21 protein-coding genes, 3 rRNA genes and 1 pseudogene are annotated in these 24956 nt (G+C 67.6%); 11 read left to right on the top strand and 14 right to left on the bottom strand.

Annotation, left to right across the window (positions count from 1 at the left end; translation table 11 throughout):
• Positions 1-127: 127 nt before the first annotated feature.
• Positions 128-604 carry an SRPBCC family protein gene (locus tag OG700_RS31650; protein WP_405619555.1) on the bottom strand — a complete coding sequence of 159 codons (477 nt, stop codon included), beginning with the start codon at positions 602-604 and terminating at the stop codon, positions 128-130.
• An 83-nt stretch (positions 605-687) separates the two neighbouring features.
• On the opposite strand from OG700_RS31650, the gene OG700_RS31645 reads away from it, so the two are divergent.
• Positions 688-1290, top strand: coding sequence for a TetR/AcrR family transcriptional regulator (locus OG700_RS31645; protein WP_405619553.1), 603 nt, complete (start codon positions 688-690; stop codon positions 1288-1290).
• 231 nt (positions 1291-1521) lie between these two features.
• Here the strand turns inward: OG700_RS31645 and OG700_RS31640 are convergent, their stop codons facing one another.
• The 3 genes from OG700_RS31640 to OG700_RS31630 form a co-directional block, all read right to left on the bottom strand.
• The gene (locus tag OG700_RS31640; protein WP_405622121.1) at positions 1522-2397 is read right to left on the bottom strand and encodes an NAD kinase; all 876 of its coding nucleotides are present in this window, start codon (positions 2395-2397) and stop codon (positions 1522-1524) included.
• Positions 2398-2498: 101 nt separating this feature from the next.
• The gene (locus OG700_RS31635) at positions 2499-3314 is read right to left on the bottom strand and encodes a TlyA family RNA methyltransferase (protein ID WP_405619551.1); all 816 of its coding nucleotides are present in this window, start codon (positions 3312-3314) and stop codon (positions 2499-2501) included.
• 7 nt (positions 3315-3321) lie between these two features.
• Positions 3322-3660, bottom strand: coding sequence for a hypothetical protein (locus OG700_RS31630; protein ID WP_405619549.1), 339 nt, complete (start codon positions 3658-3660; stop codon positions 3322-3324).
• Positions 3661-3702: 42 nt separating this feature from the next.
• Here OG700_RS31630 and OG700_RS31625 point away from each other — a divergent pair, with 42 nt between their 5' ends.
• On the top strand, positions 3703-4050 hold the full coding sequence (locus OG700_RS31625; protein ID WP_405619547.1) for an SCP2 sterol-binding domain-containing protein: 348 nt from the start codon (positions 3703-3705) through the stop codon (positions 4048-4050).
• A gap of 49 nt (positions 4051-4099) precedes the next feature.
• On the opposite strand, the gene OG700_RS31620 is transcribed toward OG700_RS31625, so the two are convergent.
• From OG700_RS31620 to OG700_RS31610, 3 genes are all read right to left on the bottom strand, one after another.
• The gene (locus OG700_RS31620; RefSeq protein ID WP_405619545.1) at positions 4100-4972 is read right to left on the bottom strand and encodes an ABC transporter ATP-binding protein; all 873 of its coding nucleotides are present in this window, start codon (positions 4970-4972) and stop codon (positions 4100-4102) included.
• Complete coding sequence (locus OG700_RS31615) at positions 4969-6024, bottom strand: FecCD family ABC transporter permease (RefSeq protein WP_405622119.1); 1056 nt, start codon at positions 6022-6024, stop codon at positions 4969-4971. Before OG700_RS31615 ends, OG700_RS31620 begins: the two co-directional genes overlap by 4 nt.
• 89 nt (positions 6025-6113) lie before the next feature.
• Complete coding sequence (locus tag OG700_RS31610) at positions 6114-7172, bottom strand: FecCD family ABC transporter permease (RefSeq protein WP_405619543.1); 1059 nt, start codon at positions 7170-7172, stop codon at positions 6114-6116.
• 64 nt (positions 7173-7236) lie between these two features.
• On the opposite strand from OG700_RS31610, the gene OG700_RS31605 reads away from it, so the two are divergent.
• The 3 genes from OG700_RS31605 to OG700_RS31595 are packed head-to-tail and all read left to right on the top strand — an operon-like array spanning position 7237 to position 10204.
• Positions 7237-8274, top strand: coding sequence for an ABC transporter substrate-binding protein (locus OG700_RS31605; protein ID WP_405619541.1), 1038 nt, complete (start codon positions 7237-7239; stop codon positions 8272-8274).
• Positions 8274-9368, top strand: a complete 1095-nt coding sequence (locus tag OG700_RS31600) for an ABC transporter substrate-binding protein (protein WP_405619539.1) — start codon at positions 8274-8276, stop codon at positions 9366-9368. Before OG700_RS31605 ends, OG700_RS31600 begins: the two co-directional genes overlap by 1 nt.
• The gene (locus tag OG700_RS31595) at positions 9368-10204 is read left to right on the top strand and encodes a siderophore-interacting protein (protein WP_405619537.1); all 837 of its coding nucleotides are present in this window, start codon (positions 9368-9370) and stop codon (positions 10202-10204) included. Before OG700_RS31600 ends, OG700_RS31595 begins: the two co-directional genes overlap by 1 nt.
• A 71-nt stretch (positions 10205-10275) precedes the next feature.
• On the opposite strand, the gene OG700_RS31590 is transcribed toward OG700_RS31595, so the two are convergent.
• Entirely contained in the window at positions 10276-11304 is a 1029-nt protein-coding gene (locus OG700_RS31590; protein WP_405619535.1) for an HAD hydrolase-like protein, read from the bottom strand.
• An 85-nt stretch (positions 11305-11389) separates the two neighbouring features.
• Between OG700_RS31590 and OG700_RS31585 the strand changes: the two genes are divergently transcribed.
• Positions 11390-12694 (top strand): DUF1015 domain-containing protein, encoded by a 1305-nt coding sequence (locus OG700_RS31585; protein ID WP_405619533.1) that lies wholly within the window; start codon positions 11390-11392, stop codon positions 12692-12694.
• A 65-nt stretch (positions 12695-12759) separates the two neighbouring features.
• Here the strand turns inward: OG700_RS31585 and OG700_RS31580 are convergent, their stop codons facing one another.
• From OG700_RS31580 to OG700_RS31555, 6 genes and pseudogenes are all read right to left on the bottom strand, one after another.
• Positions 12760-13536, bottom strand: a complete 777-nt coding sequence (locus OG700_RS31580; protein ID WP_405619531.1) for a hypothetical protein — start codon at positions 13534-13536, stop codon at positions 12760-12762.
• The gene (locus tag OG700_RS31575; protein WP_405619529.1) at positions 13521-14126 is read right to left on the bottom strand and encodes a hypothetical protein; all 606 of its coding nucleotides are present in this window, start codon (positions 14124-14126) and stop codon (positions 13521-13523) included. The genes OG700_RS31580 and OG700_RS31575 overlap by 16 nt, the downstream gene beginning before the upstream one ends.
• Before the next feature lie 553 nt (positions 14127-14679).
• Positions 14680-14796, bottom strand: a 5S ribosomal RNA gene (gene rrf, locus OG700_RS31570).
• A 136-nt stretch (positions 14797-14932) separates the two neighbouring features.
• Positions 14933-18056 (bottom strand): 23S ribosomal RNA (locus tag OG700_RS31565).
• A 314-nt stretch (positions 18057-18370) separates the two neighbouring features.
• Positions 18371-19894 (bottom strand): 16S ribosomal RNA (locus OG700_RS31560).
• The 16S, 23S and 5S rRNA genes sit together here, the layout of an rRNA operon.
• Positions 19895-20418: 524 nt before the next feature.
• Positions 20419-20814, bottom strand: a pseudogene (locus OG700_RS31555) (DNA-3-methyladenine glycosylase); the annotation flags it as partial.
• Between the two features lie 68 nt (positions 20815-20882).
• Here OG700_RS31555 and OG700_RS31550 point away from each other — a divergent pair.
• The 5 genes from OG700_RS31550 (at position 20883) to OG700_RS31530 (ending at position 24945) form a co-directional block, all read left to right on the top strand.
• On the top strand, positions 20883-22331 hold the full coding sequence (locus OG700_RS31550) for a recombinase family protein (RefSeq protein WP_405619527.1): 1449 nt from the start codon (positions 20883-20885) through the stop codon (positions 22329-22331).
• Positions 22332-22587: 256 nt separating this feature from the next.
• The gene (locus tag OG700_RS31545; RefSeq protein WP_405619525.1) at positions 22588-22794 is read left to right on the top strand and encodes a hypothetical protein; all 207 of its coding nucleotides are present in this window, start codon (positions 22588-22590) and stop codon (positions 22792-22794) included.
• A complete protein-coding gene (locus tag OG700_RS31540; protein ID WP_405619523.1) occupies positions 22778-23293 on the top strand; it encodes a DUF6879 family protein in 516 nt (171 codons plus the stop codon). The genes OG700_RS31545 and OG700_RS31540 overlap by 17 nt, the downstream gene beginning before the upstream one ends.
• Positions 23236-23655 (top strand): helix-turn-helix domain-containing protein, encoded by a 420-nt coding sequence (locus tag OG700_RS31535; RefSeq protein WP_405619521.1) that lies wholly within the window; start codon positions 23236-23238, stop codon positions 23653-23655. Before OG700_RS31540 ends, OG700_RS31535 begins: the two co-directional genes overlap by 58 nt.
• A gap of 36 nt (positions 23656-23691) precedes the next feature.
• Positions 23692-24945: an IS256 family transposase gene (locus OG700_RS31530; RefSeq protein ID WP_405619519.1), complete on the top strand. Its 1254-nt coding sequence runs from the start codon at positions 23692-23694 to the stop codon at positions 24943-24945.
• The last annotated feature ends 11 nt before the right edge of the window (positions 24946-24956 follow it).

Raw genomic sequence — 24956 nt, 5'->3', positions numbered from 1 at the left:
GACCTTACGAGGTTCGGAGCCCGGTGTGCGACGGCCCCCGCCTCCGGTTCGCCCGCAGGGCCACTCGCCGGGCACTCGCCGGGCACTCGCCGGGCACTCGCCGGGCACTCTCGGGGAGACGATCGGCTCATCTCGGGGACAGGGCGCGGCGCAGCATTCGTACGTACGGAATCCACTGTGACCTGCGCACCCCTTCCGCGCGGTCGAGGCTGTCCTCGATCAGGGCGTCGTGCAGCCGGCGCCAGACGAGCGGCCAGGTGAATCGCGCGGCGCCGCGCAGCCGCATGGTGAGGAGATGGTGCAGTACCACCCCGTTCGGGGTGCTTTCGACTGTGTACTCGTGAAAGCCGTGGAAACCTCGCGGCCCGCTGAAGCGGAAGCGCACCCAGCGGCCGGGAGTGTGTGCGACGACGGTGTAGCGGATCGGGCCGTGGCCGCCCGCGGCGCCGACACCGAGCGGCCGGTCCAGCCGCATCCGGGGCCAGCGGTCGTGCGGCCAGAGTGCGTCGTCCGGGGAGGCGAGGGAGTCGAGCAGGCGGCCCAGCTCCTCCGGTGTGCGGGCGGTGGCGGATATCGCCCGACGGTGCAGGTTGTACACGGCCATGACGGCCTCCCCGGTCTGTGTGACGGCATCGACCGTATTAGAGAGACATCTCCAATACGGCTCCGAGCGTATAGCCTCCGGGCATGGGAAGGCCACCGGCACACGATCCGCAGTCGCTGCTGGACGCCGCGGTCTCGCTCGCCGCCGAGTCCGGCCCGGCCGCGGTCACCATGGCCGCCGTCGCCCGCCGCGCGGGGGCGCCCAGCGGCTCGGTCTACCACCGGTTCGCGAAGCGGCCCGCCCTGCTGTCGGCGCTGTGGCTGCGGACGGTGAGCCGCTTCCAGGACGGTTTCCTCGCGGCGCTGGACACCTCGGCGGTCGCCGCAGCCCGCCACGTCGTCGAGTTCAGCCGCGCACACCCCGACGAGGCGCGCGTCCTGGTGCACGGCGCGCGGGACTTCGGCGAACCGGAGTGGGACACGGCGGCGCGCGACGAGCTGCGCCGGCTCAACCGGCGCGTCGAGACGGCGCTCGTGGCCACCGCCGCGCGCCTGGCGTGCGAGGTGGAACGCGTGGTGCTGGCGACGGTCGACCTGCCGCTGGCCGCCGTACGCCGCCCGCTCCTGGCGGGCGGGGACGTCCCGGCGGCCACGGTCACCCTGGTCGCGGAAGGCGCGGCGGCGCTGCTCCGCGTGGACGACGCGGGCGACGCGGGGGCGTCCCGCCAGGGCCTGTCTTCGAAGTAGCGCCGTCCGCCCGCGGGACCGCGCCCGCTGCGGAGCGGCCGATGTCCCGTTGGTGCGGTGCGGTGCGGTGCGTCGCAAGGCGGAGGATCATGCTCGTACCGGGCGTACTCGCATGACTGAAGACAACGCCGCGAGACGCCGTACCAGACGCCGCGGGCCAGGCGGGACTTCGAAGACAGGGTCCAGGACGGCCTGCCCCGCGGCTGCCCGCGCCCGCGCGGCGCCCGGAGTTCAGTGCGGCGCGCCCCGCCACCCCGCCACCGGCAGCGCGAACTTCGCCACCAGCCGGTCCGTGAAGGACGCCTGGTGCAGTCGCGCCAGCCGTACCGGCACCGCCCCGCGCCGTACCTCCACCCGCGCGCCCGCCGGCAGCTCGACCGTCCGGCGCCCGTCGCACCACAGCACCCCGTGCGGCGTGTGCGGCTGCACCTCGACCGCGAGCACCGACTTCGGCGACGTCACCAGCGGCTTCGCGAACAGCGCGTGCGCGCTGATCGGCACCATCAACAGCGCCTCCACCTCCGGCCACACCACCGGGCCGCCGGCCGAGAAGGCGTACGCCGTCGAACCGGTCGGCGTGGCACACACGATGCCGTCGCAGCCGAAGCCGGTCACCGGCCGCCCGTCGATCTCCAGGACGACCTCCAGCATCCGCTCGGGCGAGACCTTCTGCACGGCCGCCTCGTTGAGCGCCCAGTCCCGGTGCACGACGGCGCCGTTGCTGTGCACGAGGACGTCGATGGTCATCCGCTCCTCGACCTCGTACGCGCGGGTCACGACCCGGTCCACGACCTTGTCCAGGTCGTCGCGCTCCGCCTCCGCGAGGAAGCCGACCCGGCCCAGGTTGACGCCGAGCATCGGCACGCCGGACGCCCGCGCGAACGCGGCGCCGCGCAGCAGCGTGCCGTCGCCGCCGAGGACGATCAGCAGTTCACAGCCGTTCAGCGCGCCGGACGTGGCCTCCGGGACGGTCTCGACGGCCGACGGGAGTGGCAGGTCGGCCGCCTCGGAGGCCAGCACCCGTACCCCCAGGCCGTTGCGCAGCAGCCCCCGCACCACCAGTTCGGCGCTGCGGATCGCGGCGGCTCTGCCGGTGTGGGCCAGCAGGAAGACGGTGCGGCGTTCCGCGACCGGCTCCGCACTTGGCTCCGTATCCGGCTCGGCAACCGGCTCCGCACCGGCCTGAGTGGTCTGTTCCGGGTTCTTCGTCAACGGGGTCCCTCCGCCACAGCACGGTCGACATCGGCCGGATCGACTTCGGGCGCTCCGGCGGTGAGCCACAGGAAGTACTCGACGTTCCCGGCGGGTCCGGGCAGCGGGCTCGCGGTCACGCCACGTGTCCCCAGGCCGAGTTCCGCCGCCTTGCGCGCCACTGTCCGTACGGTTTCGGCCCGCAGCTCCGGGCTGCGCACCACGCCGCCGCTGCCGAGGCGTTCCTTGCCCACCTCGAACTGCGGCTTGACCATGAGCACCAGGTCCGCGTCGGGCGCGGCGCACCGCACCAGCGCGGGCAGCACCAGGCCCAGCGGGATGAACGAGAGATCCCCCACGACCAGGTCCACCGGCTCTCCCTCGATGATCTCCAGCGTCAACTCACGTACGTTCGTGCGGTCCTTGACGGTGACCCGTTCATCGCTCCTGAGGGACCAGGCGAGTTGTCCGTAACCGACGTCCACGGCGACGACCTGCCGGGCCCCGGCCCGTAGCAGTACGTCGGTGAAGCCGCCGGTCGACGCGCCCGCGTCCAGCGCCCTGCGGCCCTCCACCCGAAGTCCCCGGGGTACGAAGGCGGCGAGGGCGCCCGCGAGTTTGTGGCCGCCGCGCGAGACGTACCCGGGGTCGCCACCGTCCTCGGCGACGACCACGGCGGCGCTCTTCTCGACCTGGGTGGCCGGCTTGGTCGCGGTGGCGCCACCGACGGTCACCCGTCCCGCGGCGATCAGTTGGGTCGCGTGCTCGCGTGAGCGTGCGAGTTTGCGGCGTACCAGCTCGGCGTCGAGGCGTTGGCGTGCCACTCCTGCCACGTTCGGTTCAGCTCCTGTGGTCGTACGACGGTGAGGGGCCGGGCCGAGGGGCGGCCTGGCCAGGTCCGGGGCGTACGTCGAGCGCGGTGAGCGCGTCGCGCAGGCCCCGGTGCACATCCTCGTACACGTCGAGGTGGCCGTCCGCCGGGAGGTGGTCCACGGCGCCCAGTGCGGCCAGCCTCTCGTCCACTTCGGGACTGCCGGTGGGCACGCGCTCGATGCCGAGCGGCGCGGGGGCGGCGGGCTCGTGGACCGTGGGGGCGGGCTCGTGCACAGGGGCAGGGGGCTCGGGGGGAGGGGAGGCGTACTCCTGGTCGGCCGGGCCGCCCGCCGTCTCGTCGCTCATGCCCAGACGCTACCGCGAAGCCCTGCGGTACCGTCGATCACGATGGCGACGAAGGAGGAGTGCCGCAGCGCACTCGACAAGCTCTCGGACAACATGGCGCGGGCGGACGACGGGATCCGCGGGGCGGCCGGTTTCGACCGCTCGCTGAGCTGCCACATCACGGACCTCGACACGACCTTCACCGGTCGGTTCGACGACGGCCGGATCGAGGTGCTGGACACCCACGAAGGCCCGCCGCGCGAGAAGGCGCAGATCAGGCTGGCCATGGCGGGCGACGATCTGGTGGCGATGGTCGACGGCGAGCTGAACTTCGCCAAGGCGTGGGGCTCGGGGCGGGTCAGACTCGAAGCGGGGTTCCGGGACCTGCTGCGGTTGCGCTCGCTGCTCTGACCGCTGTGTTCGCAACCCACCGCCCGGACTCAGAAGGGGCGCGTACGGCTCACTCGGGCAGCCCCACCGGCACGGTGTGCCGCGCCCTGCGCCCGGCCGGGACGACCAGCGGGGTACCGGTCTCCGGGTCGTCGATGACCTGGCAGCGCAGCCCGAAGACGCGCTCGACGAGCCGCGCGGTCACGACCTCGGAGGGCGGTCCCTCGGCGTAGATCTCGCCCTCGCGCATCGCGATGAGGTGGGTGGCGTAGCGGGCGGCGTGGTTGAGGTCGTGCAGGACGGCGACGAGCGTACGGCCCTGCGTCTCGTGCAGATCGGCGCAGAGGTCGAGGACATCGATCTGGTACTGGATGTCCAGGAAGGTGGTGGGCTCGTCCAGGAGCAGCAGCGGTGTCTGCTGGGCGAGCGCCATGGCGATCCAGACCCGCTGCCGCTGCCCGCCGGACAATTCGTCGACATAGCGATCGGCCAGTTCGCCGACGCCGGTCGACGCCATCGACTCCTCGACAATCCGTTCGTCCTCCGGGGACCACTGGCGCAGCAGCGCCTGGTGCGGGTAGCGGCCCCGTGCGACGAGGTCGGCGACCGTGATGCCGTCCGGCGCGATGGACGACTGCGGCAGCAGCCCCAGCGTCCGGGCGACCTTCTTGGCGGGCATGGAGTGGATCGCGGCACCGTCGAGCAGGACGCGGCCCCTGGAGGGCTTGAGCATCCGTGACAGGGCGCGCAACAGGGTTGACTTCCCGCAGGCGTTGGGGCCGACTATCACAGTGAACGAGTGGTCGGGTATCTCGACCGAGAGATCGCGGGCGATGACCCGCTGGTCGTAGCCGAGGGTCACCGATTCCGCCGTGAGGCGCTGCATGGTCGTGCTCCTGGGGGTGCGGAGGGACGAGTGGGTGGCGGGGACTTCGGCGCTCATATCCGGCCCGCCTTGCGCTCGGTGACCAGCAGCCAGAGCAGATAGCAGCCGCCGAGCACACCGGTCACCACGCCGGCCGGCAGTTGACGGTCACCGAACGCCGATGTCGCGGTCCAGTCGGCGACCAGCAGCAGCAGTGCTCCCATCGCCGCGGCCGGGCCGAGGTTGGGGCCGGGCGAACGGGTCAGCCGGCGCGCCAGCTGGGGGGCGCTGAGGGCGACGAAGGTGATCGGCCCGGCCGCGGCGGTGGCCGCGGAGACGAGCAGCACGGCGGCGCCCATCAGGACGAGCCGGGTGCGTTCGACCCGTACGCCGAGCGCGTACGCCGCGTCGTCGCCCATCTCCAGCATGCGCAACGGCCGCCCGTACACCAGCGACAGGGGGATCAGTACGGCGCAGACGGCGAGCAGGGGCCAGACCTGCGCCCAGTCCCGGCCGTCGAGCGATCCCGTCATCCACAGCACGGCGCGGGTCGCGTCGATGAGGCTGGCCTTGGTGATCAGGTAGTGGTTGACCGCCGAGAGCATGGCGGCGACGCCGATACCGATGAGGACCAGCCGGTAGCCGTGCACGCCACGCTTCCAGGCCAGCAGATAGATGCCCGTACCCGTCAGCAGGCCGCCGACGACGGCGCCGCCCGCGACGGCCACCGAGCCGCCCTGGAGGACGACGATCACGGTCAGCGCGCCGACGGTGGCGCCCTGGCCGAAGCCGATGACGTCCGGACTGCCCAGCGGATTGCGGGAGATGGACTGGAAGACCGCGCCGCCGACCCCGAGCGCCGCGCCGACGAGCAGGCCCACCAGGATTCTCGGCAGCCGCAGCTCCTGGACGATGAACTCCTGTGCGGCGGTGCCGTTTCCGAGGAGGGTCGCGACGACGTCGCCGGGCGCCATCGCGAAGTCGCCCTGCCCGATGAGGATCACGGACATCGCGCACACGGCGACCAGGAGCAGCAGGACGACGAGGGCCGATCGGGCGTCGACGCGGAGGGAGAGGCCGCCGGGGGTGCGAACGGCGCGCGTGCTGGTGCGGGCCGGGCGTGTCGGCAGCTTCCGCGCGCCCTTTCCGACGGCGGTGGTGGCCGCGGTCTCAGTGGTGGCGGTGGTGGCCGCGGTCTCAGTGGTGGTCAGGTCTTCACTCACAGCTGGGCCATCCTCTTGCGACGTACGAGCTGGATGAAGACGGGCCCGCCGATGATCGCGGTGACGATGCCGACCTGCACCTCGGCCGGCCGCGCGACGACGCGCCCGATCACATCGGCGCCCAGCAGCAGCACGGGCGAGAGCACGGCGGCGTACGGCAGGATCCACCGCATGTCCGGCCCGGTGATGGCCCGTACGAGATGCGGCACCATCAGCCCGACGAAGACGATCGGCCCGCAGGCCGCGGTCGCCCCGCCGCACAGCAGCGTGACGCAGAGCATGGCGAGGACGCGGGTCCGGGTCAGATTGGCGCCCAGCGACCTGGCGGTGTCTTCGCCCATCTCCAGCGCGTTCAGCGGTCGGGCGATCAGCAGTGCGAGGACGATGCCGACGGCGATGAACGGCCACACCTTGCCGACGGTCGACATGTCGGCCGACGCCAGTGACCCCACGGTCCAGAAGCGCAGCCGGTCCAGGGCAGCCGAGTCCAGCAACTGCACCGCGTTGACATAGCCGAAGAGCGCCGCCGTGGCCGCGGTGCCGGCGAGGGCGAGCCGTACGGGTGTCGCGCTGCGGCTGCCGCCGAGCGTGTACACGAGGACGGAGACGATCGCCGCGCCGGCGAAGGCGAACCACACGTAACCGCTGATGGACGTGACGCCGAAGAAGCTGATGGCCGAGACCACCGCGGCGGCGGCGCCCGCGTTGACGCCCAACAGCCCTGGTTCGGCGAGGGGGTTGCGGGTGAGCGCCTGCATCACCGCGCCGGCGAGCCCGAGCGCGGCGCCGACGAGCAGCCCGAGCAGCGTCCGGGGCAGCCGGACGTCGACGACGATCACGTCGTTGCCGGTACCGGAGTTGTGGAACAGGCCGTGCCATACGTCGCCGAGCGGTATCGACTTGGCGCCGACGGCGATACCGGCGGCGCAGACAAGCAGCAGGACGCCGACGGACACCAGCAGCCCGGCGGCGCGCAGCGTACGGCGCTTCCGGGTCACGGCGGGCGGTATCGGCTCCGCGCTCTGTTCGGATTCGGGGGGACTGTCGACCAACACGAGAGTTAGGTTAGCCTACCCTCACGTTTGATCATCAAGAGGGAAGCCGCGAGGAAACATCATAGTGAACAGTCCCTTTCCGCACCCGGCCGCGCCTCTCCTCCCCCGGCGCCGACTACTGTCGGCCACCGGCGCCCTCGGGCTCGGCGCCCTGCTGACCGCCTGCGGCGACGACACGAAGACGGACGGCGACGCGGCGGCCCCCGGCAAGGGGTGGAGCTTCAAGGACGACCGCGGCAGGACCGCGAAGGCGGACCGTACCCCGCGAAGGATCGTCGCCTACATCGGATCCGCCGCCGCACTGCACGACTTCGGCATCGAGGTCACCGGAGTCTTCGGCCCGACGAAGCTCAAGAACGGCGAGCCCGACGTCCAGGCGGGCAGTGTCGATGTCGACAAGGCGACCGTCATCGGCAACGCGTGGGGCGAGTTCAATGTCGAGAAGTACGCATCTCTCCAACCCGACCTGCTCATCACGAACATGAACATCCCGCCGGCGCTGTGGTACGTCCCCGAGGAGAGCGCGAACAAGATCGAGGCGCTGGCGCCGACCATCGGCATCCTCTCCGCGAAGACCTCCCTGCTCACCGCGGTCGGCCGGTACGCCGAACTCGCCGCATCGCTCGGCGCGGATCTGAAGGCGAAGAACGTCACGGACGCCAAGGCCCGCTTCGAGGCCGCGTCGGAAGAGCTTCGCAGGGCCGCGAAGGCGAAGCCGGGCCTGAAGGTGATGGCCGTCGCCGCCCGCCAGGATCTCTGCGGCGTGGGCGCCCCGGACGACTTCGCCGATCTGCGCTACTACAAGCAGCTCGGCGTCGAGTTCGTCGAACCGGCCGAGCCCGCCGCCGGCGGTTTCTACGAGGACCTGAGCTGGGAGAACATCGGCCGCTACGGCGCCGATCTGATCCTAGTCGACAAGCGCACCAGCAACCTCCAGCCGGTCGACCTCATCAAGGACAAACCGACCTGGCGCTCCCTGCCCGCCGTCCGGACCGAGCAGGTCGCCTCATGGCACAACGAGGCGCACTTCAGCCACGCCGGATTCATCCCGCCGCTCGAAGCGCTCACCCAGGCCATCCAGAACGCGAAGAGAGTCCGCTGATGCCCGACTCACCGCTCAACTCACCGCTCAACTCGCCCAACTCCTCCGCCTTCCGCCGCCCCACGCGCGCCTCGGCCCTGACCCGCCGTTCGCTGCTCACCGGGGCCGGCGCCCTGGGGATCGGCGCGCTCCTGACCGCCTGCGGCTCCGACGGCAAGAAGGCGAAGGCGGATTCGGCGGGCTCCGCCGAGAGCGGCCCCTGGAGCTTCAAGGACGACCGCGGCAAGACGGCCAAAACCGACCAACTGCCGCAGAAGATAGTCGCGTTCATCAGTACGGCCGCCGCCCTGCACGACTACGGCGTCGAGTGCACGGGCGTCTTCGGCCCGAGCGAACCCATCGGCGGCAAGCCCAACCCGCAGGCGGGCGACCTCGATCTGACGAAGCTGACCGGCCTCGGCCAGGCGTGGGGCGAGTTCAACATCGAGAAGTACGCGGCCCTCCAGCCCGACCTGCTGATCAGCAACATGTTCCCGCCGCCGGACCTCTGGTTCGTGCCCGCCGAGAGCGCGAAGAAGATCGAGGCCCTCGCACCGAGCGTCGGCATCACCGGCGGCCGGGTGAGCCTGCGTCAACCCCTCAAGCGCTACACCGAGTTGGCTCAATCCCTCGGCGCGGACCTGACGGCCAAGAAGATCACAGACGCCAAGGCCCGCTTCGACAGGGCGGAGAAGACGCTGCGCGAGGCGGCTGCCGCGAAGAAGGCGGACGGCGGCCTCAAGGTTCTCGCCATGACCGGCGACGCGGAGCAGATGTACGTCGGCGTGCCCGACTCGTACTGCGATCTCAACTACTTCAAGGAACTCGGAGTCGACTTCGTCGAGGGCGAGAAGTCCGACGAGTTCGGCTTCTGGGAATTCCTCAGCTGGGAGAACGCCGACAAGTACCACGCCGACCTCATCATGATCGACAACCGCTCGACCGCCCTGCCCGCCGCCGAACTCGCCAAGCGGCCCACCTGGAACCGGCTCCCCGCCGTCAAGGCCGACCAGACCACGCCGTGGTCCATGGAGGAGCGCTACAGCTACGCCGGTTTCGCCCCCGTGCTCGAACAACTCGCGGCAGCCATCACCAAGTCGAAGAGGCTGGTCTGATGTCCGACGAACCGTTCCAGTTCTTCAGCCTGCGCGTGCTGCGTACGGCACGCCCCACCCCCGCGTTCGTCCGCGTCACCTTCGGCGGCGACGACATCGCGCGCCTGGCGTCGGGCGGCCGGGACCAGCGCGTGAAGCTGTTCCTGCCGCACCCCGGCCAGGACGCCCCCGTCCTGCCCGGCCCCGACGACGGGCACTGGTACGACGCGTGGCGCGCCCTGGACCCGGACGTACGCGGCGTCATGCGCACCTACACGGTGCGTGAACTGCGCCGCGAAACGCAGGAGTTGGACGTCGACTTCGCCGTCCACGAGCTCCCGCCGCAATCCACCGAGGGACCCGCCACCCGGTGGGCGCTGAAGGCCGAGCCCGGCCACCGGATCGGGATCCTCGCCCCGATCCACGACGAGAACGTGGGGTACGACTTCCGGCCGCCGGACGGCACCGACTGGATCCTGCTGACCGGCGACGAATCCGCGCTCCCGGCGGTCGCCGGCATCCTTCAGTCCCTGCCGCCCGGCACCCCCGCCCACGTCTGGATCGCACTCCACCACACCGCCGACCGGTGCGAACTCCCCACCAAGGCCGACGCGCACGTCACCTGGCTCGTACGGGAGGAGTCCGCGCCCGCCACCGAGGACGCGATCCGCGCGGCCGACAACCTGCCGGGCGGCACGCCGTACGCGTGGATCGCGGGCGAGTCGGCGACCGTCAAGGCCGTCCGCAGACACCTCGTCGGCGAGCGCGGCTTCGACCGCAGAGCGGTGAAGTTCACGGGCTACTGGCGGCGTGGCACCTCCGAGGACCAACTGCTGCACTCGGGCGAGGACGCGTAGGCCCCCTCGCCACAGCACCACCGTGTCACGTCACCACCCGGTCACGTCACCGCAGCGTCACCGCGCCGCCGCTACAGCCCCAGCTTCGCCAGCACCTTGCCCGCGTCCAGGCCGCACGTACCGTCCCCCGCGTGCGTCCAGGCCGCGGCGCACAGCGCCCGCAGCCCGTCGAGCGCCCCGCCGTCCCCGTCGAGCACCAGCGCCTCGCCCCGTACGGAGGCGGTCCACCCGCCGCACCCGAACACACCGCCCCTGACGTCCACTTCGGGCTGCCCGGTCAGCAACCCCCGCAGATCCGCGTCCACATACGTCGGCCGGTGCTTCGGCTCGGCGGCCAGCAGCATCGCCCCGTCCGTCACCCCGGTCAGCACCAGCAGCGAGTCCACACCGCCGTTGAACGCGCCCTCGATGTCGGTGTCCAGCCGGTCCCCCACGACGATCGGCCGCTTCGCCCCCGTACGCAGCACCGTCTCCCGGTGCATCGGCGGCAGCGGCTTGCCCGCGACCTGCGGATCCGCGCCCGTGGCGATCCGTACGACCTCGACGGCCGCCCCGTTGCCCGGCGCGATTCCCCGCCCACTCGGAATGGTCAGATCGGTGTTGGACGCGAACCACGGCACACCACGCGCGATCGCGTACCCGGCCTCGGCGAACCGTCCCCACGCCAACTCCGGCCCCCCGTACCCCTGCGCCACGGCCGCCGGGTCGTCGTCCGCCGACTCCACCGGCTCAAGTCCCCGCTCGCGCAACGCGACCCGCAGCCCCTCACCGCCGATCACCAGCACCCGCGCGCCGGCCGGCACCTGCTCGGCGATCAGCCGCGCCACCGCCTGCGCCGACGTGATCACCTCGGCCGGCTCGGCGGGCACCCCCAGCTCCGTCAGATGCGCGGCGACGGCGTCCGGCGTCCGCAGCGCGTTGTTGGTGACATACGCGAGACGCATCCCACCGCCCTGCGCCGTGACCAGCGAGTCGACGGCGTGGACGATGGCCGCGCCACCCGCGTACACCACGCCGTCGAGATCCAGCAGAGCCGTGTCGTACGCCTTGTAGAGGGCCGTCGTACTGCCGTCGGGCCTGGTCCTGCTCCGCTGACTCATCAGTCTTCCGCTCCCTCTTGTGCCCCGTGACCGGGCGGTCCTCCCCCGATCATCGCTCATGCCCCGGCCCGCATACGATGCGGAGATGAACACCACAGGGCCGGCGGAGAAGGGCCTCCGCCTGATCCCGTTCCGCGGACTGCGCTACGTCCCCGAACGGGTCGGCAGCCTCGCCGCCGTGACCTCACCGCCGTACGACGTCGTCGTACGGCCCGACGGACTGCACCACCTGGAGTCCGCCGACCCGCACAACATCGTCCGGCTGATCCTGCCCCAGGCCGCGACCGCCGCCGACCGGCACCGCCAGGCGGCGAACACGCTCCGGCGCTGGCGCGCGGAAGGCGTCCTCGCGCCGGACTCCGAACCGGCGTTGTACGTGTACGAGCAGCGCCACGGCGACCTGCTCCAGCGCGGCGTCATCGGGGCGCTGGCCCTGTCCACGCCCGCCGAGGGCGTCGTCCTGCCGCACGAGGACGTGATGCCGGACATCGTCGAGGACCGCGCGGCCCTGATGCGGGCGACCGCCGCCAATCTGGAGCCGCTGCTCCTGACGTACCGCAGCGAGGGCAGCGCGACCGGCACCACCGCCGTCATCGAACGCACCGCCCTGCGCGCCCCCCTGCTCTCCACCACCACGGAGGACGGCTTCAGCCACCGCCTCTGGTCGGTCACCGAACCCGCCGAACTGGCCGAGATCGAGAAGGACCTGGCCGACCGCCAGGCCCTCATCGCCGACGGTCACCACCGGTGGGCAACCTATCTGCGGCTGCGCGAGGAACACCCGCCGGCCGCCGCCGGACCGTGGGCCTACGGCCTGGTCCTGCTGGTCGACACCGCGCGCTACCCCCTCCAGGTCCGCGCGATCCACCGGCTGCTGCACCGGCTGCCGGTCGCGGACGCGCTGGCGGCGCTGGAGGCTGTGCCGGGCTCCTTCCGGGTCCGTACGCTCGAAGGCACACTGCCGGACGCCGTCAGGGCGCTGTCCGAGGCCGCCACAACCGGCCCCGGCACCAACAACGCCTTCCTACTGGCGGGCGACGGCCGCTTCCACCTGATCGACCGCCCCGACGCGGCGCTCCTGGCCCGTACGGTGCCGGCCGACCGCCCGGACGAGTGGCGCGCCCTGGACGCGACCGTGCTGCACTCCACGCTGCTCGACCACCTCTGGAAGATCCCGGACGCGCCCGAGCACATCTCGTACATACACGACACGGAAGCCGCCGTCGAACAGGCGGAACGCCACGGCAGTACGGCGGTCCTGCTGCACCCGGTACGCGAAGAGGTCGTACGGGAGCTGGCACGCCAGGCGGTCACGATGCCGCGCAAGTCGACGTCGTTCGGCCCGAAGCCGGCGACGGGCCTGGTGCTGCGGAGCCTCGCGGACGGCTGAGAAACGAAGAAAGGGCGGCACCCCCAATGGGGCTGCCGCCCTCTTTCGCGGTGCGGTCGCTCGGATCAGGACTTGTCGCTCTCCGGCTCCGGGTCTTCGTCGGTGACGTCGTCGTCCTCTGGAGCGGCAGCGGGGGCGGGAGCGGCTTCGGCGAGGAGACTGTCCTCGTCGCCGTGCTCGCTGTCGCCGTCCTCATCGCCGTCGTCGTCCTCGTCCACCTCGACGAACTGGACGCCGTCCAGAGCCGCGAGGCGGTCCGAGGCGTCCGTGGCGCCGTCCTTGTCGGCCTCAAGGGCCTTGGCGAACCACTCGCGCGCCTCGTCCTCACGCCCGGCCGACAACAGCGCGTCGGCGTACGCGTAACGCAGACGCGCGGTCCACGGCTGAACGGAGTTCGAACCCAACTCCGGCCCCTGCAAGGTCACGATGGCGGCGTCGATCTGCCCCATGTCCCGGCGCGCACCGGCGGCGACCAGCCGCATCTCGACCTGGCCCGCCTTGTCGAGCTTCAGCACCTCGGGCTCACCGGCCATGGTCATGGCCCGCTCGGGACGTCCCAGACCACGCTCACAGTCGGCCATCACGGGCCACAGGTCGACATTGCCCGTCATCCGCCGCGCCGCCCTGAACTCGGCGAGCGCCTCGCCGTACTTCTGCGTCGCGTACGCGGCGAAGCCGGCGGCCTCCCGCACGGCGGCGACCCTGGAGGCGAGCCGCAGCGCCACGCGCGAGTAGGCGTAAGCCTGGTCGGGGTCCTCGTCGATGAGGTTGGCGACCATGACGAGGTTCTTGGCGACATCGTCGGCGAGCGTCTTGGGCAGGCTCATCAACTCCTGCCGCACAGCCTTGTCGATCTCGTCACCGGTGACGTCCTCCGGGATCGGCAGCCGCTTGATGGGCTCCCGGTCACGGTCACGGTCGTCGCGGCGTCCGAACCCGCCACGATCGTCCCGGTCGTCGCGCCCGCGGTATCCGCCACGCTCCCGGTCGTCATGCCGGCCGCCACCGCCACCGCCGCCGGGGCGTCCACCGCTGGTCGGACGGCCGCTGGTGGGACGGCCACCACGGTCGTCGTCACGATCCCGACGCGGACCACTCGGCCGGTCATCACGACGGAAGGAGGGGCGCTCGTCACGCCCACGGAACCCGCCACCGCCGCTGGTGCTCGGACGCCCACCACTGGCAGGGCGTCCACCGCCGGTGGGTCGACCGCCGGTGGGACGGCCACCACGGTCGTCGTCACGATCCCGACGCGGACCACTGGGCCGGTCATCACGACGAGGTCCACCGGGACGCTCGTCACGCCGGTCGTCACGCCCACGGAACCCGCCACCGGCGCCGGTGCTCGGACGCCCACCACTCGCAGGCCGACCACCACCGGTCGGACGGCCACCACGGTCGTCGCTACGACGCGAAGTGCTGGGACGCTCATCACGCCCACGGAACCCACCGCCACCGCTGGTGCTCGGACGCCCACCACTGGCAGGGCGTCCACCGCCGGTGGGTCGACCGCCGGTGGGACGGCCACCACGGTCGTCGTCACGATCCCGACGCGGACCACTCGGCCGGTCATCACGACGGGAGGAGGGGCGCTCGTCACGCCCACGGGACCCACCGCCGCCACTACCGCCGTTACCCGCCGGACGACCACCACTCGCAGGTCGACCACCACCGATCGGACGCCCACCACTCGCGGGCCGGCCGCCGCCACGGTTGTCGTTGCGGGCTACGTAGTCGCCGACACCGCCACCCTTACCGGTGGGGCGACCACCACGGGAACCGCTCCGGTCACCACCGTCCCTACGACGTGATTCGCGCTCCGGACGGTCGTCGGGAGAGTTGGGGGACATCGGCACGGCTCCTGTCTTCGGGTACCACAGTCATTCTCACGCAGCCGGCGATCGGACGCGCTTCGTACAAAGCAGAGAAAACAAAAAAGACCCCTGGTCCAGCGTGAACGCTGGACCAGGGGTCCATGAAAGATTGTTCGGCGGCGTCCTACTCTCCCACAGGGTCCCCCCTGCAGTACCATCGGCGCTGAAAGGCTTAGCTTCCGGGTTCGGAATGTAACCGGGCGTTTCCCTAACGCAATGACCACCGAAACACTATCGGCCGCGTCCCGCACAAGGGGGACTTCGGCACTAAGCGAACAGGCACTCTATTCAATTGAGTACACAGAACCGGATGAAAACACGGTTGTTCGTTGTCTCAGAACTAACACAGTGGACGCGAGCAACTGAGGACAAGCCCTCGGCCTATTAGTACCGGTCAACTCCACACCTCACGGTGCTTCCATATCCGGCCTATCAACCCAGTCGTCTACTGGGAGCCTTACCCCATCAAGTGGGTGGGAGTCCTCATCTCGAAGCAGGCTTCCCGCTTAGATGCTTTCAGCGGTTATCCCTCCCGAACGTAGCCAACCAGCCATGCCCTTGGCAGGACAACTGGCACACCAGAGGTTCGTCCGTCCCGGTCCTCTCGTACTAGGGACAGCCCTTCTCAAGACTCCTGCGCGCGCAGCGGATAGGGACCGAACTGTCTCACGACGTTCTAAACCCAGCTCGCGTACCGCTTTAATGGGCGAACAGCCCAACCCTTGGGACCGACTCCAGCCCCAGGATGCGACGAGCCGACATCGAGGTGCCAAACCATCCCGTCGATATGGACTCTTGGGGAAGATCAGCCTGTTATCCCCGGGGTACCTTTTATCCGTTGAGCGACGGCGCTTCCACAAGCCACCGCCGGATCACTAGTCCCGACTTTCGTCCCTGCTCGACCCGTCGGTCTCACAGTCAAGCTCCCTTGTGCACTTACACTCAACACCTGATTACCAACCAGGCTGAGGGAACCTTTGGGCGCCTCCGTTACTCTTTAGGAGGCAACCGCCCCAGTTAAACTACCCATCAGACACTGTCCCTGATCCGGATCACGGACCCAGGTTAGACATCCAGCACGACCAGAGTGGTATTTCAACGTTGACTCCACCTGAACTGGCGTCCAAGCTTCACAGTCTCCCACCTATCCTACACAAGCCGAACCGAACACCAATATCAAACTGTAGTAAAGGTCCCGGGGTCTTTCCGTCCTGCTGCGCGAAACGAGCATCTTTACTCGTAGTGCAATTTCACCGGGCCTATGGTTGAGACAGTCGAGAAGTCGTTACGCCATTCGTGCAGGTCGGAACTTACCCGACAAGGAATTTCGCTACCTTAGGATGGTTATAGTTACCACCGCCGTTTACTGGCGCTTAAGTTCTCAGCCTCGCCACACCGAAATGTGACTAACCGGTCCCCTTAACGTTCCAGCACCGGGCAGGCGTCAGTCCGTATACATCGCCTTACGGCTTCGCACGGACCTGTGTTTTTAGTAAACAGTCGCTTCTCGCTGGTCTCTGCGGCCACCCCCAGCTCACACCGTAAAGATGATCACCAGAAATGGCCCCCCTTCTCCCGAAGTTACGGGGGCATTTTGCCGAGTTCCTTAACCATAGTTCACCCGAACGCCTCGGTATTCTCTACCTGACCACCTGAGTCGGTTTAGGGTACGGGCCGCCATGAAACTCGCTAGAGGCTTTTCTCGACAGCATAGGATCATCCACTTCACCACAATCGGCTCGGCATCAGGTCTCACCCTCAACAAGAGACGGATTTGCCTATCTCTCGGGCTACACCCTTACCCCGGGACTACCACCGCCCGGGCTGGACTACCTTCCTGCGTCACCCCATCGCTTACCTACTACAAGTCTGGTCCGACGGCTCCACCACTCCCCTTTGCCCGAAGGCTCCAGGACGGCTTCACGGTCTTAGCATCGCCTGATTCGATACTGGGCGTTTCAAAGCGGGTACCGGAATATCAACCGGTTGTCCATCGACTACGCCTGTCGGCCTCGCCTTAGGTCCCGACTTACCCTGGGCAGATCAGCTTGACCCAGGAACCCTTAGTCAATCGGCGCACACGTTTCCCACGTGTGTATCGCTACTCATGCCTGCATTCTCACTCGTGAACCGTCCACCCCTCGCTTCCGCGGAGGCTTCACCCGGCACACGACGCTCCCCTACCCATCCGCACGCCCGTTGAGGCTACATGTACGAATGACACGACTTCGGCGGTACGCTTGAGCCCCGCTACATTGTCGGCGCGGAATCACTTGACCAGTGAGCTATTACGCACTCTTTCAAGGGTGGCTGCTTCTAAGCCAACCTCCTGGTTGTCTCTGCGACTCCACATCCTTTCCCACTTAGCGTACGCTTAGGGGCCTTAGTCGATGCTCTGGGCTGTTTCCCTCTCGACCATGGAGCTTATCCCCCACAGTCTCACTGCCGTGCTCTCACTTACCGGCATTCGGAGTTTGGCTAAGGTCAGTAACCCGGTAGGGCCCATCGCCTATCCAGTGCTCTACCTCCGGCAAGAAACACACGACGCTGCACCTAAATGCATTTCGGGGAGAACCAGCTATCACGGAGTTTGATTGGCCTTTCACCCCTAACCACAGGTCATCCCCCAGGTTTTCAACCCTGGTGGGTTCGGTCCTCCACGACCTCTTACAGCCGCTTCAACCTGCCCATGGCTAGATCACTCCGCTTCGGGTCTTGAGCGCGCTACTATGTCGCCCTGTTCGGACTCGCTTTCGCTACGGCTTCCCCACACGGGTTAACCTCGCAACACACCGCAAACTCGCAGGCTCATTCTTCAAAAGGCACGCAGTCACGACTGTATGCGCAAGCACATACAGCGACGCTCCCACGGCTTGTAGGCACACGGTTTCAGGTACTATTTCACTCCGCTCCCGCGGTACTTTTCACCATTCCCTCACGGTACTATCCGCTATCGGTCACCAGGGAATATTTAGGCTTAGCGGGTGGTCCCGCCAGATTCACACGGGATTTCTCGGGCCCCGTGCTACTTGGGAAATACGCAAGAGAGCCGCACAGATTTCAGCTACGGGGGTCTTACCCTCTACGCCGGACCTTTCGCATGTCCTTCGCCTACCTGTACGGTTTCTGACTCTCCGACCAGCCGGCAGACTGATCAAGTGCACTCCCACAACCCCGCATGCGCAACCCCTGCCGGGTATCACACACATACGGTTTGGCCTCATCCGGTTTCGCTCGCCACTACTCCCGGAATCACGGTTGTTTTCTCTTCCTGAGGGTACTGAGATGTTTCACTTCCCCTCGTTCCCTCCACACTGCCTATGTGTTCAGCAGCGGGTGACAGCCCATGACGACTGCCGGGTTTCCCCATTCGGACACCCCCGGATCAAAGCTCGGTTGACAGCTCCCCGGGGCCTATCGCGGCCTCCCACGTCCTTCATCGGTTCCTGGTGCCAAGGCATCCACCGTGCGCCCTTAAAAACTTGGCCACAGATGCTCGCGTCCACTGTGCAGTTCTCAAACAACGACCAACCACCCGCCACCCCACCGCATACACAGTGAGTTCACCGGGGCCGGCAACCGAAGACACAAGCGATAAAGCCCGTACCCTCAGACACCCAACAGCGCGCCCGGCCCAGCCCTTCACGATCCCGTTCCACGCCGAAGCAGTACTGGGAAACCACGAAAAACTGTGCCGAATAGTCAACGTTCCACCCATGAGCGACCACCGTCGGACAGGTGCCGACGAAATGGTTCCTGGACCACCCGACCCAAGGGGTCCGATGGTCTAGATGCTCCTTAGAAAGGAGGTGATCCAGCCGCACCTTCCGGTACGGCTACCTTGTTACGACTTCGTCCCAATCGCCAGTCCCACCTTCGACAGCTCCCTCCCACAAGGGGTTGGGCCACCGGCTTCGGGTGTTACCGACTTTCGTGACGTGACGGGCGGTGTGTACAAGGCCCGGGAACGTATTCACCGCAGCAATGCTGATCTGCGATTACTAGCAACTCCGACTTCATGGGGTCGAGTTGCAGACCCCAATCCGAACTGAGACCGGCTTTTTGAGATTCGCTCCACCTTGCGGTATCGCAGCTCATTGTACCGGCCATTGTAGCACGTGTGCAGCCCAAGACATAAGGGGCATGATGACTTGACGTCGTCCCCACCTTCCTCCGAGTTGACCCCGGCGGTCTCCTGTGAGTCCCCATCACCCCGAAGGGCATGCTGGCAACACAGAACAAGGGTTGCGCTCGTTGCGGGACTTAACCCAACATCTCACGACACGAGCTGACGACAGCCATGCACCACCTGTACACCGACCACAAGGGGGGCACCATCTCTGATGCTTTCCGGTGTATGTCAAGCCTTGGTAAGGTTCTTCGCGTTGCGTCGAATTAAGCCACATGCTCCGCTGCTTGTGCGGGCCCCCGTCAATTCCTTTGAGTTTTAGCCTTGCGGCCGTACTCCCCAGGCGGGGAACTTAATGCGTTAGCTGCGGCACCGACGACGTGGAATGTCGCCAACACCTAGTTCCCAACGTTTACGGCGTGGACTACCAGGGTATCTAATCCTGTTCGCTCCCCACGCTTTCGCTCCTCAGCGTCAGTAATGGCCCAGAGATCCGCCTTCGCCACCGGTGTTCCTCCTGATATCTGCGCATTTCACCGCTACACCAGGAATTCCGATCTCCCCTACCACACTCTAGTCTGCCCGTATCGAATGCAGACCCGGGGTTAAGCCCCGGGCTTTCACACCCGACGTGACAGACCGCCTACGAGCTCTTTACGCCCAATAATTCCGGACAACGCTTGCGCCCTACGTATTACCGCGGCTGCTGGCACGTAGTTAGCCGGCGCTTCTTCTGCAGGTACCGTCACTTTCGCTTCTTCCCTGCTGAAAGAGGTTTACAACCCGAAGGCCGTCATCCCTCACGCGGCGTCGCTGCATCAGGCTTTCGCCCATTGTGCAATATTCCCCACTGCTGCCTCCCGTAGGAGTCTGGGCCGTGTCTCAGTCCCAGTGTGGCCGGTCGCCCTCTCAGGCCGGCTACCCGTCGTCGCCTTGGTAGGCCATTACCCCACCAACAAGCTGATAGGCCGCGGGCTCATCCTGCACCGCCGGAGCTTTCAACCGTCCCCCATGAGGGGCACAGTATTATCCGGTATTAGACCCCGTTTCCAGGGCTTGTCCCAGAGTGCAGGGCAGATTGCCCACGTGTTACTCACCCGTTCGCCACTAATCCACCCGAAGGCTTCATCGTTCGACTTGCATGTGTTAAGCACGCCGCCAGCGTTCGTCCTGAGCCAGGATCAAACTCTCCGTGAATGTTTACCCGTAATCGGGTGACACCACGAGAGCGGAACAGTCGACCGGAATAAGGCCAACCGTTCACAGCGTCCTCGCTGTGTTTCTATCAAAGGAACCTCAACCCAATCCACAACAGTGGACGAGGTCGGGGTATCAACATATCTGGCGTTGACTTTTGGCACGCTGTTGAGTTCTCAAGGAACGGACGCTTCCTTTGTACTCACCCTCTCGGGCTTTCCTCCAGGCTTCCCTTCGGTCTTGCTTTCCTTCGTCTCCGACTCTATCAGAACCTTTCGGCGCCTGATTCCCAGTCGACGGGAACGCTTTCAGATATCCGCTTTCGCGTTTCCCTTTCGGCGTGTTCACTACGTTAACCGATTCCCCGGGCGACTCATAATCGAGTCGAGAAGTTCGAATTTCGGCAGGCCGAAGCAGAACCCGTCAGGGGGAAATCGTAGGTAGTGGGTGGCCGCTCCAGGCTGCTGAAGAGCAAGACCCGTTGAAAGCGGCTCGGACTACATTAGGGGCCTCGCCTCAGCGCGTCAAGTTGCCCGGCGGCGGGGAGTGTGGGCCCGGTACGGGCTCACCGTGGGGTCCCCGTCGATCCAGAACCGCCAGGGGTGTGGGGCGCCTTCGCCGCCCACGCCGGTGCGTGGGCCGTTGCGTACCTGGTCACTCGGGGGTGGTGTGCCCGTGAGTACGGACAGGGGTGCGTCGTCGTCGGTGCAGACGTCCGTGCCGTTCAGGCCGCGGTCGACGGCCAGGCCGGTCGCCAAGCGGGCCGGGCCTTTGGCCAGTTCCTTGTCGTCTCGGGCCGAGATACGTCGTTCCCGTACCTGCTCCGCACCCTCCCGGATCTCGCCGGCCCGCAGCAGTACACCGCTCGCCCGGCCCTCGGGGCCGCACACCAGGTTGAGGCAGTGCCACATGCCGTAGGTAACTCATTAGGCATGTATGTCGTTGGTCCGGCAGCATCGGCAAAGCGACGACAAGCAGGAGACAGGCAGTGCGAGCAATCATCTACGCCAGGCTCAGCCCCACCCCGAGGGGCGAGGAATCCAAGGGTGGGAACCTGACACAACAGGTCGAGTTGAGTCAGGCGCTGTGCGACCGGAAGGGCTGGTCAGTCGTAGCCACGATCGTTGAGAAGGACACGTCGGCTTCGACAAAGCGGGGAACCAAGCGGAGCGCCGAGTGGGAGCGCGTCAAGGCTCTGGTGGAAAACGGCAAGGCGGACGCCATCGTGTCCCGCCACTACGACCGTATGTACCGCACCCCCTGGGACCTTGAAGACCTGGTGGACCTGGCTGAGGCCACCGGCGTCACGCTGGCCGCCGCACAGGCGCAGGGAGTGCTCGACCTGTCCACTCCGTCCGGCCGTCTCGCTGCCCGCATCGGCGCTGTGGTGGCTCGCAACGAGACCGAGATGCGAGTAGAGCGTCAGGTACTCGGACACCAGCGGCGCAGAGAGTCGGGGAGGCCCTTCTGGAGCACTCGCCCCTTCGGCTTCGAACGGGACGGCAGGCACCGGGAAGCAGAGGCGGAAGCCCTGCGGCAGGCGTACCGGGATGTCCTGGCCGGCGTCACCCTCTGGTCCATCGCGAAGGACTGGAACACGCGTGGACTGCTCTCGCCGCACGGCAAGGAATGGCGTAGCTCGAACCTTCGCAGCGTCCTCTTGAAGCCGAGGAACGCGGGAATCCAGACGTACTCGCAGTGGGTAGAGAAGCCGGACGGGAAGCGCGTGCGGCGGACCGAGGAGACCGGCGCGGGCAACTGGGAGGCGATCGTCTCCGAGGGCATATTCCGGGCCCTGGTCCGCCACCTGAGCGACCCCGAGCGCAACACGGGCGGAGGCGGCAAGCGCAAGGCCCTGCTGTCCGGCGTGGTCCGCTGCTCGAAGTGTCAGGCCGTCGTCACTCAAGGGTGGAGCAAGAAGAACGCGGCAGGCGAGCGGTACCGCATCTACACCTGTTCGGGTGGCCGCTGCATCACCTGCCCGGCGGACCCACTTGACTCGTTCGTAGTCAGGAAGGTCATCGACAGGGCCGAGGAGTGGAACGCGGCGCCGGCCACGGATGCCGCAGACGAGGAGCGAGAGGCTGAGCTGCTGGCCGAGGAGACGGCTGCCTCGGAGAGGCGCACCGCTCTGGCGGAGATGTTCGCCGTAGGGGACATCGACGCGTCGACCCTGCGGGCTGGCATCGGCAGGTGTGACGCCGACCTGACCAAGATCCGTGCCGAGCTGGCAGACCTGGCATCGCAGCGGGTGCGCGTCAACCTTGGCGACATCGAGTACCTGTGGGAGGAACTGGACTACGAAGACCCCGACCGCATCGACTACGTGAGGACCGTCGTCATGCAGGTCTGCGAGCGAGTCGAGCTGATGCCGCGCGGTCGAGGGGTCCGATCCTTCAAGGGCAAGCACTGCCGGATCGCGTACCGGAACCCCTGAGATCCCAGCACGGAGAGTCGAGCCGGCCGTCGGCGCTCAGTGAGCACGGGCCCTGTCTGGGCAAGAGTCGGGCAGTGCCCTTCGCCATGCCCGGTGAGGAAGGACCAAACATCCCTCAGAAGCCTCTGTGCGCCCCGTCGCTCCCCAGTTCATGCAACAACGTGCATGAGTCACGTCCGTGCATGGACGGCCGCAAGCGGCACCCGTACGGTCGCCTCAGACGGCCCAACCGGGCCGACAAGTCAAGGGGTTCCGCATGGCACGCGAAGAACTGACTCGGCTCACTGGCAACGGCAACGGCACATGTGGAGAGGACGACTGCCCGAACGTCTACCGCACTGCTTCCGGCTCCATCGTGGTTCAGGGTGACGTGCCCGACGCCTTCACTCCCCCGCAGGGGGAAAGGCTCGTGGAGATCCCCGAGAGCGTTCTTCGGGAGGCTGTTCGTGCTCTTGGATGGTGATGCGTGGCGGGCGACGCTCCGCGGTTTCCAGTCGGAAGCGTGGCGACTGGAGACCCTGCCCCAGTACCTGGTTCCGCAGGAGGCGGAAGAGCTTGAAGCCTTCCGGGCAGGCAACCGCGTCGACCCCCACGCCTACTCGTCCGCGTACACGGAAGACCTGAAGCGGCTGCGTGGCGAAGGGAAGAGCAAGGGGCGAGTGCACGTCCTGACTCGACCGCTCTCCGAGTACCTGCGCTTCGAGTTCTCCCGGTACTACGCCCCGCACGTGCTCGCCGGGGAGGACATCCGCATCCTTGACGTGACCGAGCGGGAGAACCCACTGCCGGATGTCGAGGACTTCTGGATGTTCGACCGCTCGACAGTCGTCCTGATGCACTACGAGGGCGACGGCACGCAGATCAGCCGAGAGCTGTACGAGGGTGACCCCGCGCCGTTCATCGAGTGGCAGCGCATCGCCGTCGCCGCGTCGGTTCCCTTCCTGGAGTATGTGAACGGGTGACGTTCGAAGCTGAGCAGCTTGGCGAATCTGGCACCGAACTCGCCTCTCTGCTCCGGGACTTGCGCAAGCGAGCCGGCCTCTCAGGGGACCGGCTCGCAGCGCGCTGCAACATGTCCCAGTCGAAGGTGTCTCGCATCGAGAACGGCCGGACACGGCCGTCCCTGGTCGACGTCGAGCAGATCTTGCGAGCTCTGGACGCTCCGCCGGGACTGGTCGCGGAGGTCTCCGCCCTCGCCAGGATGGCGAACACCGAGTGGCGGAACCTCCCCCCTCGGAGCAATGCTCAAGACCTGTGGATCGACCTCGGGTTGGCGCGCGGAGGGCGTACCTTCCCGAATGATCCTGTGATGGTCATCGAGTAGGCCGACGCTGCGAACGTCGGTCGGGAAGGCACGCCCGTGCTCACGGTAGTCAACGAAGACGGAACGACACCACACAGCTCCCTGATTGACGACATCGTCCGCGAGGGCGCGAGGCGGATGCTCGCAGCCGCTCTGGAAGCAGAAGTCAACGCCTACATATCCGAGTTGGCCGATCAGCGGGACGATTCCGGCCGCCGTCTGGTCGTGCGCAACGGCTTCCATCAGCCGCGGAAGGTGACGACCGCGGCCGGGGCGATCGAGGTGAAGGCCCCGCAGGTCAACGACAAGCGCGTCGACGAGGCCACCGGCGAGCGCAAGCGGTTCTCCTCGGCGATCCTGCCGCCCTGGGCCCGTAAGTCGCCGAAGATCAGCGAGGTACTGCCGCTGCTCTACCTTCACGGTCTGTCGTCCGGTGACTTCGTGCCCGCGCTGGAGCAGTTCCTCGGCTCCTCCGCCGGCCTCTCACCCTCGACGATCACCCGGCTGACCGCGCAGTGGCAGGCCGACCACAAGGCGTTCATGGACCGCGATCTGTCCGCCACGGACTACATCTACGTCTGGGCTGATGGCGTTCACCTGCGCATTCGCCTGGAGGAGGCGAAGGCCGCCGTCCTGGTCATGGTCGGCGTGCGGGCGGACGGCACCAAGGAACTGATCGCGATGACCGACGGCTACCGCGAATCTTCCGAGGCATGGTCAGCACTGATGCGGGACTGCGCCCGCCGGGGCATGCGCGCCCCCGTTCTGGCGGTCGGCGACGGGGCGCTCGGCTTCTGGAACGCGTTGAACGAGGTGTTCCCCGAAACCCGTTACCAGCGGTGCTGGGTGCACAAGACCGCGAACGTGCTCGACGCGCTGCCGAAGTCGGCCCAGCCCGCGGCCAAGCGCGCGATCCAGGAGATCTACAACGCCGAGGACAAGGAGCATGCGGCCAAGGCCGTCGCCGCGTTCGCCAAGCAGTACGGAGCGAAGTACCCCAAGGTCGTCAAGCGGCTCACGGACGACGAGGAGGAGCAGCTGGCGTTCTTCGACTTCCCCGCCGAGCACTGGATCCATCTGCGGACCACGAACCCGATCGAGTCGACCTTCGCCACCGTCCGGCTGCGCACCAAGGTCACCAAGGGTGCCGGCAGCCGGGCCGCCGCCCTCGCCATGGTCTTCAAGCTCATCGAGTCAGCCCAGGAACGCTGGCGGGCCGTGAACGCGCCCCACCTCGTCGCCCTGGTCCGGGCCGGAGCCCGCTTCGAACGCGGCCACCTCGTCGAGCGCCCCGAGGCGGTGGCGGCGTGAACCGGCCCACC

The organism is Streptomyces sp. NBC_01508, from assembly GCF_045040315.1.
In the GTDB taxonomy this organism is placed as follows: domain Bacteria; phylum Actinomycetota; class Actinomycetes; order Streptomycetales; family Streptomycetaceae; genus Streptomyces.
This window is presented reverse-complemented; position numbering and strand designations above follow the sequence as displayed.